This is a genomic window from Streptomyces sp. NPDC001606 (assembly GCF_053596835.1).
This window is the reverse complement of the sequence record NZ_JBSFHC010000002.1, coordinates 35,205-49,814: the sequence shown is the minus strand read 5'-3', so window position 1 is coordinate 49,814 and position 14,610 is coordinate 35,205. Positions and strand designations below refer to the sequence as shown.

Below are 14,610 nucleotides of genomic sequence, written 5' to 3'. Positions count from 1 at the left end.
GGTCCCCGCGCCCCTCTCCGGGGGCGCGGGCCCGCACCGGGCACCGGGCGTCGGGCGTCGGGGGAGACCCTAGAGCCAGCCCGCGAACTCCAGCAGCAGCTCCGCGTCCTGCGGCCGGCCCACGCGGAGCGCCCGCACCCCGGACTCCACCGCCCGGAACAGCGTCCAGCCGCGCAACCGCTCCTGGTCCACCTCCAGCGACTCGGCGAGCCGCTTGATCCGGCGGCGCGTCGTCGCGGCCCCGGACGGCGTCGCGATCAGGTCCTCCACCCGGTCCCGCACCAGCCGCGCCAGATCGAACGCGCACTCGCCGACCACCGGGTCCGGCCCCACCGCCAGCCACGGCATCCGCTCCCCGGCCAGCACCTTGCTCTGCCGGAACGTGCCGTGCAGCAGCCGCCGCTCGGGCGGCGCGGCCAGCAGCTCCTCGCGCGCCGCGAGCGCCGCGTCCACCAGCGGCGCCACCTCGGGCGCGGACTCGGCGCCCGCCCGCATCGCCGCCGCCTGCCGCCCGGTGCGCTCCGCGACGGTCTCGAAGACCTCCCCGGACGGCGGCTCCACCCACAGCCGGCGCAGCGTGCCCGCCGCCTCCAGCAGGGCCTTCGCCTCCGGCAGCGAGCGCACCGACACATCCGGGTGCAGCCGCTCCAGCAGCAGCACCCCCTCCTCCGGCTCCGCCTCCAGCAGCTGTACGGCACCCAGCCCGCCCCACTGCGCCAGCGCCGCCCGCTCACTGCCCGGACGGGCCCGCGGCGGGGCCAGCTTCAGTACGGCCGGGGTGCCGTCGGCCCGCCGCACCAGCACCACGAGGCTGCTGCGGCCGCCCGGCACCTGCACCCGCTCGACGGTCAACTCGCGCCGGGCGACGGCCTCTTCGGCCGTCCCGGGCAGCCGGGCCAGCCAGTCGTCGCCGGCCGGTGCCGTCTCACCGAGCGCCCTCACCAGGCGCTGCGGCGGTTCGAAAGCCATGCGCGAGTCGTTCCCTTCCCGTCGGGGTCCCGTCATACCGTCCTACGCGCACTCACGGCGCGGGGGAAGCCGAGGCCGAGGGCGACCCCGTCGGGCCGGCCGCGCCGGTGTCCTCGCCGCCCCGCTCGGCGAGCCCAGGGAAGGCTACGCTCCGCCCGCTCCAGCGCACCGCCCGCACCGCGGCCTCCCGCAGCGCCGCGGCCGCGTCCGCGCGCCGCGCGCCGGTCGCCGCCCGCACCAGGTCCGAGTAGACCCCGGCCACCCGCTGCTCCAGCCGTGCGGCCAGCGTGACGGCGTCCGCCGGGTCCCGCACCGGGAACGGCAGCGCGTACGCGGCGCTCGCGGGCACCGGCTCGCCGCCCAGATCGCGCACCTGGCGGCTGAGCGCGTCCCGGCGGGCCCGGTGGGCGTCGTACGCGGCCCGGGCCTCGGTGCGCCGCCGCGGGCCGATCTGTCCGCCGACGACGCCATAGCCGTACACCGCCGCGTGCTCGGCCGCGAGGGCCGCCTGGAGCGCGGTCAGCTCGCCCGGCTCCGCCTTCTTCTTCTCCGGCCGCTGGCTCACTTGGCCTCCTTGGTGGGCAGGCAGCTGTGTGCGGTGCTGGTGGCCGCCTGGCCGTATGCCGCCGTGTGCTCGGTCCGCTCGGTCACTTCGCCTCCTTGGTGGGCAGGCAGCTGTGCGCGGTGCTCGCGGCCGCCTGGCCGTGCACCGCCGTGTGCTCGGTCCGCTCGGTCACTTCGCCCCCTCCGTCAGCAGGTAGGCGTGCGCGGCGCCGGCGGCGGCCACGGAGGCCAGCAGCCGGGCCGTCTCGCCCGGCACGTCCAGCAGTTCCTTGGCCCGCCGGTCGGCGAGGTCCCGCTCGGCCGCGGCCAGCCCGGCGAGCGCGGCCCGCTCGGTGGCCGGCACCGGGGCGGGGGAGGGAGACGCCGACGCCGACGCGCTCGGCGTGGGCGTCGTACCGCTCGTGAAGGCCGCCGCGTGGGCCGCGACCTCCGCGCGCAGCGGGCGCAGCCGCTCCGCGAGCCCCGGATGGGCCGTGAGGGTCGCGTCGTACTGCGCCAGCAGCGCCTGGCTGTCCCGTGCCGCACGCGCGCGTACCCGGTCGGCGGCCGCCGTGGCGGCATCGGTGCCGGAGTCCGGGTCGGCCGAGCAGCCGGCCAGCAGGGCGGCCCCGGCGGCCGAGGCGAGCAGGGTTCTTCTGCGCGGCCCCGAGGGGATGCGCGGCGGCGGGGGGTACGGCACGGCTGACGTCCTCGGGGGCTCGTACGAACACACGGGCGGGAGACCGGCCCGCCGTGATCACGGTACCCGCGCATCCCGTGGCGTGATGTCACCGGCTCCGCGGCGCTGCTCGACCGAGCCGCTGCCCGCACCGCCGGCCGCGGGAGGCAGGACGCAACACTCCCCGCGACCGGATACCCTTTGAGCAGACACGCGACCCATCCCACAACAGCACACGCGGCCGAGGAGTCACCCGGATGAGCACCACCCAGAGCGAGAGGCTGCGAGAGCTGCTCGAACCGCTCGTCACCTCGCAAGGGCTGGATCTCGAAGAGATCGCCGTGGACTCCGTGGGACGCAAGCGAGTGCTGCGCGTGGTCGTCGATTCCGACAACGGAGCGGATCTGGACACGATCGCCGATGTGAGCCGTGCGCTCTCGGCGAAGCTCGACGAGACCAACGCGATGGGCGAGGGCGCGTACGACCTGGAGGTCGGAACCCCCGGCGCCGAGCGCCTCCTCACCGAGCACCGGCACTTCGTCCGCGCCACCGACCGGCTCGTGAAGTTCCAGCTGACCGAGGGCGGCGAGCTGCTCGCCCGGATCCTGACGGTGGACGAGGACGGCATCGACGTCGAGGTCCCCGGAGTCAAGGGCCGCAAGGCCACCAGCCGCAGGCTCGGCTTCCCGGAGATCGCGAAGGCGCGCGTGCAGGTCGAGTTCAACCGCAAGGACAAAGCGGACAAGAAGGACATGAAGGAAGAAGAGGAGGCGTAGCCGTGGACATCGACATGAGCGCCCTGCGGGGCTTGGTCCGGGAGAAGGAGATCTCCTTCGACCTGCTGGTCGAAGCGATCGAGTCGGCCCTCCTCATCGCCTACCACCGCACCGAGGGAAGCCGCCGACACGCGCGCGTGGAGCTCAACCGGGAGACCGGGCATGTGACCGTGTGGGCGAAGGAGGACCCCGAGGACCTGGAGGAGGGGCAGGAGCCGCGCGAGTTCGACGACACCCCGTCGGGCTTCGGACGGATCGCCGCCACCACCGCCAAGCAGGTGATCCTGCAACGACTGCGGGACGCGGAGGACGACGCGACGCTCGGCGAGTACGCCGGCCGCGAGGGCGACATCGTCACCGGTGTGGTCCAGCAGGGCCGCGACCCGAAGAACGTGCTGGTCGACATCGGCAAGCTGGAGGCCATCCTGCCGGTGCAGGAGCAGGTGCCCGGCGAGACGTACCCGCACGGCATGCGCCTGCGGTCCTACGTCGTCCGGGTGGCCAAGGGCGTCCGCGGCCCCTCCGTGACCCTCTCCCGGACCCACCCCAACCTGGTGAAGAAGCTCTTCGCCCTGGAGGTGCCGGAGATCGCCGACGGCTCCGTCGAGATCGCGGCGATCGCCCGTGAGGCCGGTCACCGCACCAAGATCGCCGTACGGTCCACCCGTTCGGGCCTGAACGCCAAGGGCGCGTGCATCGGCCCCATGGGCGGCCGTGTGCGCAATGTCATGGGCGAGCTGAACGGCGAGAAGATCGACATCGTCGACTGGTCGGACGACCCGGCCGAGATGGTGGCGAACGCCCTGTCACCCGCTCGGGTGAGCAAGGTGGAGGTTGTCGACATGGCCACCCGCTCCGCCCGGGTGACCGTGCCGGACTACCAGCTCAGCCTGGCGATCGGCAAGGAGGGGCAGAACGCCCGCCTCGCCGCCCGCCTCACCGGCTGGCGCATCGACATCCGGCCCGACACCGAGCAGGCCGGGGAATGACGGAGGCGGCCGGGGACCCCCGCGGGGAATGAATCCCGGCCGCAGGCCGTTGAGATCACGACAACAGCCGTTCGATCTTTGCCCCATAGGAGTGAGGTCGCTACGGGGAGGTAGACTTAACCGTGTCTGGCCGGACGCACGCCGGAGCATGCCCTGAACGCACCTGTGTGGGGTGCCGGGAGCGGACGGCCAAGAGTGATCTCCTGCGGATCGTGGTGATCGAGGACGCATGCGTCCCCGATCCTCGCGGTACGCTGCCCGGCCGGGGTGCGTACGTACACCCCGCCCTGGTCTGTTTCGACCAGGCGGTACGCCGCCGGGCGTTCCCGCGGGCACTGCGCGTCCCGGGACCGCTCGACACAAAGGCGTTGCGCCAGCACGTCGAGCAGACGACAGTTGCCGAGCAGGCAACGCCGTAAGACGTACCGCACGGATCACCGTGCGGTCTGGTACCTCGCGAGTCGAAAGCAGGTCGAGATTGCGATGAGCACTCGATGAGTACGCGATGAGTACGCCCATGAACTAGCGACGGTCCGGCTTCACCCGGACCTCAAAGGAGCGAAGTGGCTAAGGTCCGGGTTTACGAACTCGCCAAGGAGTTCGGAGTAGAGAGCAAGGTCGTCATGGCCAAGCTCCAGGAGCTCGGTGAATTCGTCCGTTCGGCGTCTTCGACCATCGAAGCGCCCGTTGTACGCAAGCTGACCGACGCCTTCCAGGGCGGTGGCAACGGCAAGTCCGCCGGCAAGCCCGCCCCGCGCAAGGCCGCCCCCAAGCCCGCCGCGCCCGCCCCGGCGCAGGCGGCACGTCCGGCTGCCCCGAAGCCGGGCGCCCCCAAGCCGGTGACGCCCGCGGCCCAGCAGCCCGCGGCCCCGTCGGCTCCGGCCGCGCCCGCGGCCCCCGCGGCGACCCCCGGTCCGCGTCCGGTGCCGGGCCCCAAGCCCGCGCCGCGTCCGGCCCCGGCCGCCCCGGAGTTCACCGCTCCGCCGGCTGCTCCGGCCGCTCAGACCCCGCAGGCCCCGGCCGCGCAGGGTCCGCGTCCCGGCGGCGGTGGCCGTCCCGGCGCTCCCAAGCCCGGTGGCGCCCGTCCGGCCGCTCCCGGCCAGGGCCAGGCGGCCCGTCCGGGCCAGGGCGGTCAGCGTCCCGGCCAGGCCCCGCGTCCGGGTGCCCGTCCGTCCGGTCCGCGCCCGGGCAACAACCCCTTCACCTCCGGCGGCAACGCCGGCATGGCCCGTCCGCAGGCCCCGCGCCCGCAGGGCGGTCCGCGTCCCGGCGGCCCCGGTGCCCCCGGCGCCGGTCCCCGTCCGCAGGCGCCCGGCGCCCAGGGCGGCGGTCCGCGTCCGCAGGCTCCCGGCGGTCCCCGGCCGACCCCGGCCGGCATGCCCCGCCCGCAGGGCGGCGGCCCGCGTCCCGGCCCGGCCGGTCCGCGTCCGAACCCCGGCATGATGCCGCAGCGTCCCGCTGCCGGCCCGCGTCCGGGCGGCGGTGGCCCCGGCGGCCGCGGTCCCGGTGCAGGCGGTCGTCCCGGTGGCGGCGGCGGTCGTCCCGGTGGCGGTGGCTTCGCCGGTCGTCCCGGTGGCGGTGGCGGTGGCTTCGCCGGTCGTCCCGGTGGCGGCGGCGGTGGCGGCGGCTTCGCCGGCCGTCCGGGTGGTCCGGGCGCCGGTGGCGGCGGTGGCCGTCCCGGCTTCGGTGGCCGTCCCGGCGGTCCCGGTGGCCGCGGTGGCACGCAGGGTGCCTTCGGCCGTCCCGGTGGTCCCGCGCGTCGTGGCCGCAAGTCGAAGCGGCAGAGGCGCCAGGAGTACGAGGCCATGCAGGCCCCGAGCGTCGGCGGCGTGATGCTGCCGCGCGGCAACGGCGAGACCATCCGTCTCTCCCGCGGCGCGTCGCTCACCGACTTCGCGGAGAAGATCAACGCCAACCCGGCGTCGCTCGTCGCGGTCATGATGAACCTCGGCGAGATGGTCACTGCCACGCAGTCCGTCTCCGACGAGACTCTTCACCTCCTCGCCGACGAGATGAACTACACGGTTCAGGTCGTCAGCCCGGAGGAGGAGGACCGCGAGCTGCTCGAGTCCTTCGACATCGAGTTCGGCGAGGACGAGGGCTCCGACGAGGACCTGGTCGTCCGTCCGCCGGTGGTGACCGTCATGGGTCACGTCGACCACGGTAAGACCCGACTGCTCGACGCGATCCGCAAGACGAACGTCATCGCGGGCGAGGCCGGCGGCATCACCCAGCACATCGGTGCCTACCAGGTCGCGACCGAGGTCAACGACGAAGAGCGCAAGATCACCTTCATCGACACCCCGGGTCACGAGGCGTTCACCGCCATGCGTGCCCGCGGTGCGAAGTCGACCGACATCGCGATCCTGGTCGTCGCGGCCAACGACGGCGTCATGCCGCAGACGGTCGAGGCGCTCAACCACGCCAAGGCGGCCGACGTGCCGATCGTGGTCGCGGTGAACAAGATCGACGTCGAGGGTGCCGACCCGACCAAGGTGCGTGGTCAGCTGACCGAGTACGGCCTGGTGGCCGAGGAGTACGGCGGCGACACCATGTTCGTCGACATCTCCGCCAAGCAGGGTCTGCACATCGACTCGCTGCTGGAGGCCGTGATCCTCACGGCCGACGCCTCGCTCGACCTGCGGGCCAACCCGAACCAGGACGCGCAGGGCATCTCGATCGAGTCCCGCCTCGACCGCGGCCGTGGTGCCGTGGCGACGGTCCTCGTCCAGCGAGGCACGCTGCGGGTCGGCGACACGATGGTCGTGGGCGACGCCTACGGCCGGGTCCGCGCCATGCTCGACGACAACGGCAACAACGTCGCCGAGGCCGGCCCGTCGACGCCGGTCCAGGTCCTGGGCCTGACCAACGTCCCGGGTGCGGGTGACAACTTCCTGGTGGTCGACGAGGACCGTACGGCCCGTCAGATCGCCGAGAAGCGTGCCGCCCGTGAGCGCAACGCGGCCTTCGCCAAGCGCACGCGCCGCGTGTCCCTGGAGGACCTGGACAAGGTGCTCAAGGCCGGCGAGGTCCAGCAGCTGAACCTGATCATCAAGGGTGACGCTTCTGGTTCCGTCGAGGCCCTGGAGTCCTCCCTGCTCCAGCTGGACGTCGGCGAAGAGGTCGACATCCGCGTCCTGCACCGCGGCGTCGGTGCGGTCACGGAGTCCGACATCGACCTGGCGATGGGCTCCGACGCCATCGTGATCGGCTTCAACGTCCGCGCGGCCGGCCGCGCGGCGCAGATGGCCGAGCGCGAGGGTGTGGACGTCCGGTACTACTCGGTCATCTACCAGGCGATCGAGGAGATCGAGGCGGCCCTCAAGGGCATGCTCAAGCCGGAGTACGAAGAGGTCGAGCTGGGTACGGCGGAGATCCGCGAGGTCTTCAAGTCGTCCAAGCTGGGCAACATCGCCGGTGTCCTCATCCGCTCGGGCGAGGTCAAGCGCAACACCAAGGCGCGCCTCATCCGCGACGGCAAGGTGGTCGCGGAGAACCTCAACATCGAGGGCCTGCGTCGCTTCAAGGACGACGTCACCGAGATCCGCGAAGGCTACGAGGGCGGTATCAACCTCGGCAACTTCAACGACATCAAGGTCGACGACGTCATCGCGACGTACGAGATGCGGGAGAAGCCGCGGGCGTAACGGCCCGAGGTGACTGAAGCTGGCCGGCGGGATCACGGTCCCGCCGGCCAGCTCGGCGTTCCCGGGGGACGCCGACAAACCCGGTCGAGACACCGGCAGCCAGGCGGTACCGTGGCTCCGAGGCCATCGATCCCGTACCGGCGGGTGAACCGGTTACACACATGTACGTGGGGACTCTGTCCTTCGACATCCTCCTCGGCGACGTCCACTCGCTGAAGGAGAAGCGCTCCGTCGTCCGCCCGATCGTCGCCGACCTCCAGCGGAAGTACGCGGTGAGCGCGGCCGAGGTGGACCACATGAACCTCCATCGCCGGGCCGTCATCGGTCTTGCGATGGTCTCCGGCGACGCGGGGCATCTCAGCGACGTACTCGACCGGTGTGAACGGCTGGTCGCCGGCCGCCCCGAAGTGGAGCTGCTGTCCGTCCGACGGCGCTTCCACGGCGAGGACGACTGACCACCCGACGACCAGATCACGAAACGCACGAAGAAGAAAGAACGGGAGACGGACCAGTGGCCGACAACGCTCGGGCGAAAAGGCTGGCGGACCTCATCCGGGAGGTGGTGGCCCAGAAGCTGCAACGCGGGATCAAGGACCCGCGGCTCGGCTCGCACGTCACCATCACGGACACCCGGGTCACGGGTGATCTGCGGGAGGCGACCGTCTTCTACACGGTCTACGGCGACGACGAGGAGCGCGCGGCCGCGGCCGCCGGCCTGGAGAGCGCCAAGGGCATCCTCCGCTCGGAGGTCGGCAGGGCCGCCGGTGTGAAGTTCACGCCGACCCTGACCTTCGTCGCGGACGCCCTGCCGGACACCGCCCGGACCATCGAGGACCTCCTCGACAAGGCCCGGCAGTCCGACGCGAAGGTCCGCGAGGCCTCCGCGGGCGCCGCCTACGCGGCCGGTGCGGACCCGTACCGGAAGCCGGGCGACGACGAGACGGACGACACCGCCGAATGACCAGCAAGCCCACCCCGCCCGACGGCCTTGTCATCGTCGACAAGCCGTCGGGCTTCACTTCGCACGACGTGGTCGCCAAGATGCGCGGGATCGCCAGGACCCGCCGCGTCGGCCATGCCGGCACCCTCGACCCGATGGCGACCGGCGTCCTGGTCCTCGGTGTCGAACGCGCCACCAAGCTTCTCGGCCACCTCGCGCTGACCGAGAAGGAGTACCTGGGCACCATCCGCCTGGGCCAGAACACGGTCACCGACGACGCCGAGGGCGAGATCACCTCGTCCACCGACGCCACCAAGATCACCCGGGACGCCATCGACGCCGGCATCGCCAAGCTGACCGGCGAGATCATGCAGGTGCCGTCCAAGGTCAGCGCCATCAAGATCGACGGCGTACGGTCGTACAAGCGGGCCCGCGAGGGCGAGGACTTCGAGATCCCGGCCCGCCCGGTCACCGTCTCCTCCTTCGCGGTCTACGACGTCCGGGACGCCGTCGCCGACGACGGCACCCAGGTCCTGGACCTGGTCGTCTCCGTGGTCTGCTCCTCCGGCACCTACATCCGTGCCCTCGCCCGCGACCTCGGCGCCGACCTCGGCGTCGGCGGCCATCTCACCGCGCTGCGCCGCACCCGGGTCGGGCCGTACAAGCTGGACGCGGCGAGGACGCTGGACCAGCTCCAGCAGGAGCTGACCGTGATGCCGGTCGCCGAGGCCGCCGGAGCCGCCTTCCCGCGCTGGCAGGTGGACGCCAAGCGCGGCCGGCTGCTGCTGAACGGTGTCCGCCTGGAGATGCCCGACGAGTACGCGGGCGCCGGCCCGGTCGCCGTCTTCGACCCCCAGGGCCGCTTCCTGGCGCTCGTCGAGCAGCACAAGGGCAAGGCCAAGAGCCTGGCCGTCTTCGGCTGACCCACGCCCGCCCCGCCCACGGACGGCGCCCCCCCGGCGGGGAGCGCTGTCCGTGGAGCGGCGGCCGGCCACGGGGTCGGGCCCCTGCCGCCGCTCCACGGTCCCCCCTCGGTTCCCCCTCCCCTAGGGTTATCCAGCGGCCCGCGCCTATTCACCCGTCCGGGCAGGCGCTCGGAGTGAAGCGGGGGAGCGGAAGGGGGCGCGTTCATCGCGCGATCTGTCCCGCCGATCATCGCCCGCCTACCGTCGGGAGCCAGGGCACGCGGCAGGGCGGGGAGGTACGGCCATGGCGGGAACGGAACACACGGACAACCACACCGACCGCCCGGCCACGGACCCCGGTGGTGGTGAGCCGGGTGAGGTGCCGACGCCGGCCCGGACTCCTCGCGCCGACGACAGTGCCCTCGTGCACATCCGTGACCTCGCCGGCCGGCCGCGCGGGGTCGGATTTCTCGCCGACCACGACGGCACCCTCCTCACCAGCCACGAGGCCGTCGACGGCCTCGCCCGGCTGGTACTGCACGGCGCGGGCGACCGCACCTGTGTGGTCGGCCCCGACGCCGTCACCGCGCTGCCCGAGCGGAACCTCGCCCTGGTCCGCACCGAAGGCCTGGGCGTGGACCCGCTGCCGCTGACCCAGCACGAGCGCGTGGACGCCGGCACCTATGTACGGATCCCCGCGGGCTGCTGGCGCGAGGCCCGGGTGCTGGCCGCCACCGAGGTGACGTACACCTCCACCGACGGCTTCCACCTCGTCGAGGACGCCCTGGAGCTGGCCATCGGCACGGCGGGCCGGGACGCGCTCCGGCTGGGCGGCGGCGCGGCCGGCGGCCCGGTGCTCGACGCGCGCACCGACGCGGTCCTCGGTGTCCTCGGCACCGCCCTGCACACCGCCCAGCGCGACGCCGGCTTCGCCGTCCCTCTGCGACCCGCCGACGGCCCCCTCGCCGAGCTGCTCGCCCGCAACGCGGCCACCGTGCCCGCCTACGGCACCGACCTCAACCCGGCCGGGATCCTGGAACTGACCGTCACCTCCGTGGCCCAGGACGGACCGCCCGGCGCGCTCACCGGGACGGGCGAGGCCATCGAGCGGACCGCCGTCGTCCGGGAGCTGGCCGCCTTCGCCGAGGGCGAGCGGGCCGTCCTCGGGCTGGTCGGCGCCCCGGGCAGCGGCCGTACGACGGAACTCGCGGCCCTCGCCGCCCGCCGGACCCGGGGCGAACGGCCGGCGCCCACGCTGTGGCTGCGCGGCGCCGACCTGCACGACACCGACGACTCCGTGGCCGACGCGGCCCGCCGCACCCTGGAGCGGGCCGCCCGGATCGTCGCCGCCGCCCGATCCGTGCACCCCGGCGACCTCGGCGACATCACCCCGGAGCACCTGGCCCACCTCGCCGCCCGGGCCGGCCGCCCCCTGCTGCTTCTGCTCGACGGCCCCGAGGAGATGCCGCCCGTCCTCGCCCACCGCCTCCCCGAGTGGACCAGGGGCACGGCGGACTGGCTCCGGCGCACCGGGGCGCGCCTGGTGGTGGCCTGCCGCGAGGAGTACTGGGAACGCGCCGCCACCTGCTTCCCCCCGGACCTTCTCCACACCCCGCGGGACCCCGCCCCCACCGCGCCCGAATCTCCGTGCCCCCCGGCACGTCCCCCGCACGCCGCCCTCCCGTCCTGCCTGCGAGTCGGTGACTTCACCCCCGAGGAGGCCCGTCGGGCGCGCGCCCGGTACGGCATCCCCGACGGCGTACTGGCCGACCGGGACGCCCGGCACCCGCTCACCCTGCGGCTGCTCGCCGAGGTGCGGGCGGCGCTCCCGGACGCGCCGTACGCCGGGCCCGTCGACCGGCACGAGGTGTTCGCCGCCCACCTGGACCTGATGTGTCTGCGCATCGCGGTCCGCCTCGCCGCCGCGAGCGGCCTGCGCGGCACGGCCGTACGGCGGCTCGCGGCCCGGGTCGCCGGACAGGTGCACGAGGCCGCCCGGCGCAGCCTCGGTCCGGGCCAGGGCGAACTGGACCGGGAGTCCTTCGAGGCGGTGTTCCCCTGGGGACCCGCCCCGGCCCGGCTCGGCAGCGGCACCGGCTGGGCCTCCGCCGTCCTCACCGAGGGGCTGCTCGTCCCGGCCGGCGGCGGCTACCGCTTCGCCGACGAGGAGCTGGCGGACTGGATCCAGGGCATGCACCTCGACCTGGACGAGGCCCTGTACGCCCTCGTCCACCGCCCCCGTACCGCCCGTGAGGCGCACCCGGTGCCCGTACCGCACCACCGCGTCGGCCCCGTCGTGCAGGCGCTGCTGCTTCTGGCCCGACAGCACGGCACCCGCCGACTCGGGTTCTGCCTCAGGGAGTTGATCGACTCCCTGGATCTCAGCCTGCCCACCGCTCCGGACCTCTCCCGGGAACCGTCCGCTCCGCCGCGTGATCGCGACAACGGCTCCTGGTGGGCCGCCCGGCTGCTCGCCCGGACCCTGCTCCAGGTGCCGGACGCGGCGCCGTACACCGAGGTGCTGCGCCTGCTCGCCGACCGGGTCGTCGCCTGGCGCGGTGAACGGCGGCCCGTCCCGGGGGAGTTCGGCCCCGCCTTCTGGACCGCCCTGCCCCTTCCGGTGGCCGCCCGCCTCGACCTGCTGCGGCGGCTCGTCCTCGCCGATCCGCCTCCGCCCGACCCCGACGTCGAGCGCCGGTCCGGGGCCGACGAGCGCCCCTGTGCTCCCGCCGCTCCCGAGGCGCGCTACCTCGACGCCGTCGCCCGGCTGCTCGCCGCCGCACCCGGCGCCGTACAACCGGAGCTGACCCGCTGGTTCGAGGACGAGCGGCCGCTGCCCGCGACGCCGCACGCCACCGTGGCCACCGCCGCCCAGGCGCTGCTGCACACCCACCGGCACGGCGCCCTGGACGAACTCGTCGACGCGCTGGTGGCGAGCGGGCACCGGCGCGCCGACGAACTGCTCACCGTGCTCGCCGAGGAGGAGCCCACGGCCGTCTGCCGGGCCGTCGGCCGCTGGGCGCGCGACGAGCGCCCCGCCCGCCGGGCCGCGGCGGTGGCCCACGGGCCGCGCGTCGCCCCCCACGCCCGCTCGGCGGCCGATCGCGAGCTGCTGCGGCACGCCGCCCTCGCCCTGCTCGCCCGCCCCGACGTCAGCGGCCTGCACGCCGGTGCCCTCGCCCTGCTCGTCCACGACCCGCACACCCGCGAGGCACACCTGCCCGAGGCGCTGCGCCACTTCGCCGACGGCGATCCGCACCTCCCGCCCTCCGCCCTGTTCCCGGCCCTCAGCACCCACCCGGAGCCGGTCCTGGAGGCCTTCCGCGCCCGGCTGTGCGGCCCGGACGCGGAGGCGTCCCTGACCACGCTGGCCGCCCTCGTCGCCGAGGCCACCACCCCGGCCCTCGCCCGCCGGGTCGCACCCCTGGTCCAGGAGGCGGTGCGGCGGCGCCCGGAGACCGCGGGCCGGGTCGCCGCCCGCGTCGACCGCAGGCTGACCGAGGGCCCCACCGCCCGCCCGGTGCTGCTGCCCCTGGTCACCGGCCTTCTCGACGACGGCCCCGAGCCGCTCCGCGCCGCCCTCGCCACCGTGCTCGCCGCGCCCGGCGCCCCCGCTTCCCGCCCGCTGCGCCGCGAACTCCTGGAGGCCCTCCTCGCCCAGGAACGGGACCCCTCCGTCCTGGTCGCCGTCCTGCACGCGGCCGCCGAGCACCGCGGCGGCCCGGAGGCGGAGGCGCAGGCCCGCGGCCTGGTCCACCGCACGGGCCTGCTCCTCGTCCGCACCCCCGAGGGCGCCACCCGCTTCGACCGGAGCCTGGTCGACCTCGGCCGCCATGTCCCCGGTTTCGCCGCCCTGGTGACCGGCTGGCTGACCGACACCCCCGACGACTGGGCCGCCGTGGTGGGCCCCAGCGCCCGCCGCATGCTGGAGAACCTGGCGGGCGTGCGCGTACCGGCGTGAGCGGGCGGCCGGTGGGCGCCTGTGCGTACCGGTGTGCACGGAGCAGCGGTCCGGGGCCCGGGTGAACGTGCGCCCCGTCACAGCCCTGATGCCGATGCGAGTCCCGGGCACCCGGCATGGCACCCTTAGACCTGCGCAAGTCTTGAGAGTCAATACGGACACGGGTTCGAGGAGCGGTCACAGTGCAGCGCTGGCGTGGCTTGGAGGACATCCCCCAGGACTGGGGGCGCAGCGTCGTCACCATCGGTTCCTACGACGGCGTCCACCGCGGCCACCAGCTGATCATCAAGCATGCCGTCGACCGCGCGCGCGAGCTGGGCGTCCCCGCCGTGGTGGTCACCTTCGACCCGCACCCCAGCGAGGTCGTCCGCCCCGGCAGCCACCCGCCGCTGCTCGCCCCGCACCACCGGCGCGCCGAGCTGATGGGCGAACTGGGCGTCGACGCCGTCCTGATCCTCCCCTTCACCACCGAGTTCTCGAAACTCTCGCCCGCCGATTTCGTGGTGAAGGTCCTGGTGGACAAGTTGCACGCCAGGGCGGTCGTGGAGGGCCCCAACTTCCGCTTCGGCCACAAGGCCGCCGGGAACGTCGAGTTCCTCGCCGAGCAGGGCAAGGTCTACGACTTCGAGGTCGACGTCGTCGATCTGTACGTCTCCGGTGAGGCGGGCGGCGGCGAGCCGTTCTCCTCGACGCTGACCCGCCGCCTGGTCGCCGCGGGCGACATGCACGGCGCCCGCGAGATCCTGGGCCGCCCGCACCGCGTGGAGGGCGTCGTCGTGCGCGGTGCCCAGCGCGGCCGCGAACTGGGCTTCCCCACGGCCAACGTGGAGACGCTGCCGCACACCGCGATCCCCGCCGACGGCGTGTACGCCGGCTATCTGCACGCCCAGGGCGAGGTCATGCCGGCCGCGATCTCCGTCGGCACCAACCCGCAGTTCGACGGCACCGAGCGCACGGTGGAGGCGTACGCCATCGACCGCGTCGGCCTCGACCTGTACGGCCTGCACGTCGCCGTCGACTTCCTCGCCTACGTCCGTGGCCAGGCCAAGTTCGACTCGCTGGAGGCCCTGCTGGAGCAGATGGCCGCGGATGTGGAGCGCTGCCGGGAGATCGTGGCCGCGGAGGGCTGAGTCACCCCCGGACATACACAGGCGGCCGGTGCGTACGAAACGCACCGGCCGCCTGTGTCGTACCCCGCTGC

At 74.2% G+C, this 14,610-nt stretch carries 12 protein-coding genes; 9 read left to right on the top strand and 3 right to left on the bottom strand.

What is annotated here, in order from left to right; translation table 11 throughout:
- Positions 1-69: 69 nt before the first annotated feature.
- The 3 genes from ACWCV9_RS04635 to ACWCV9_RS04625 all read right to left on the bottom strand — a co-directional run bounded on the left by ACWCV9_RS04635 (position 70) and on the right by ACWCV9_RS04625 (position 2,212).
- The gene (locus ACWCV9_RS04635) at positions 70-969 is read right to left on the bottom strand and encodes an aminoglycoside phosphotransferase family protein (RefSeq protein ID WP_450784276.1); all 900 of its coding nucleotides are present in this window, start codon (positions 967-969) and stop codon (positions 70-72) included.
- Between the two features lie 52 nt (positions 970-1,021).
- Positions 1,022-1,534 carry a ferritin-like domain-containing protein gene (locus ACWCV9_RS04630; protein WP_450784275.1) on the bottom strand — a complete coding sequence of 171 codons (513 nt, stop codon included), beginning with the start codon at positions 1,532-1,534 and terminating at the stop codon, positions 1,022-1,024.
- A 168-nt stretch (positions 1,535-1,702) separates the two neighbouring features.
- Positions 1,703-2,212: a hypothetical protein gene (locus ACWCV9_RS04625; RefSeq protein WP_450784274.1), complete on the bottom strand. Its 510-nt coding sequence runs from the start codon at positions 2,210-2,212 to the stop codon at positions 1,703-1,705.
- Between the two features lie 236 nt (positions 2,213-2,448).
- Between ACWCV9_RS04625 and rimP the strand changes: the two genes are divergently transcribed.
- From rimP to ACWCV9_RS04580, 9 genes are all read left to right on the top strand, one after another.
- A complete protein-coding gene (rimP, locus tag ACWCV9_RS04620) occupies positions 2,449-2,967 on the top strand; it encodes a ribosome maturation factor RimP (protein WP_385839618.1) in 519 nt (172 codons plus the stop codon).
- Positions 2,968-2,969: 2 nt separating this feature from the next.
- The gene (gene nusA / locus ACWCV9_RS04615; protein ID WP_385839617.1) at positions 2,970-3,956 is read left to right on the top strand and encodes a transcription termination factor NusA; all 987 of its coding nucleotides are present in this window, start codon (positions 2,970-2,972) and stop codon (positions 3,954-3,956) included.
- A gap of 122 nt (positions 3,957-4,078) precedes the next feature.
- A complete protein-coding gene (locus ACWCV9_RS04610) occupies positions 4,079-4,375 on the top strand; it encodes a YlxR family protein (protein WP_450784273.1) in 297 nt (98 codons plus the stop codon).
- 144 nt (positions 4,376-4,519) lie between these two features.
- The gene (infB, locus tag ACWCV9_RS04605; RefSeq protein ID WP_450784272.1) at positions 4,520-7,603 is read left to right on the top strand and encodes a translation initiation factor IF-2; all 3,084 of its coding nucleotides are present in this window, start codon (positions 4,520-4,522) and stop codon (positions 7,601-7,603) included.
- A 161-nt stretch (positions 7,604-7,764) separates the two neighbouring features.
- Positions 7,765-8,058, top strand: a complete 294-nt coding sequence (locus ACWCV9_RS04600) for a DUF503 domain-containing protein (protein WP_385839613.1) — start codon at positions 7,765-7,767, stop codon at positions 8,056-8,058.
- A 56-nt stretch (positions 8,059-8,114) separates the two neighbouring features.
- Positions 8,115-8,564 carry a 30S ribosome-binding factor RbfA gene (rbfA, locus tag ACWCV9_RS04595; RefSeq protein WP_450784271.1) on the top strand — a complete coding sequence of 150 codons (450 nt, stop codon included), beginning with the start codon at positions 8,115-8,117 and terminating at the stop codon, positions 8,562-8,564.
- On the top strand, positions 8,561-9,466 hold the full coding sequence (gene truB, locus ACWCV9_RS04590) for a tRNA pseudouridine(55) synthase TruB (protein ID WP_385839611.1): 906 nt from the start codon (positions 8,561-8,563) through the stop codon (positions 9,464-9,466). Before rbfA ends, truB begins: the two co-directional genes overlap by 4 nt.
- A gap of 286 nt (positions 9,467-9,752) precedes the next feature.
- A complete protein-coding gene (locus tag ACWCV9_RS04585; protein WP_450784270.1) occupies positions 9,753-13,409 on the top strand; it encodes a trypsin-like peptidase domain-containing protein in 3,657 nt (1,218 codons plus the stop codon).
- Positions 13,410-13,591: 182 nt separating this feature from the next.
- Positions 13,592-14,539 (top strand): bifunctional riboflavin kinase/FAD synthetase, encoded by a 948-nt coding sequence (locus tag ACWCV9_RS04580; RefSeq protein WP_450784269.1) that lies wholly within the window; start codon positions 13,592-13,594, stop codon positions 14,537-14,539.
- The last annotated feature ends 71 nt before the right edge of the window (positions 14,540-14,610 follow it).

Coding starts and splice junctions, on each gene's coding strand:
- ACWCV9_RS04635 (WP_450784276.1), bottom strand. CDS start 969: ATGGCTTTCGAACCGCCGCAGCGCCTGGTGAGGGCGCTCGGTGAGACG.
- rimP (WP_385839618.1), top strand. CDS start 2,449: ATGAGCACCACCCAGAGCGAGAGGCTGCGAGAGCTGCTCGAACCGCTC.
- ACWCV9_RS04600 (WP_385839613.1), top strand. CDS start 7,765: ATGTACGTGGGGACTCTGTCCTTCGACATCCTCCTCGGCGACGTCCAC.
- truB (WP_385839611.1), top strand. CDS start 8,561: ATGACCAGCAAGCCCACCCCGCCCGACGGCCTTGTCATCGTCGACAAG.
- ACWCV9_RS04585 (WP_450784270.1), top strand. CDS start 9,753: ATGGCGGGAACGGAACACACGGACAACCACACCGACCGCCCGGCCACG.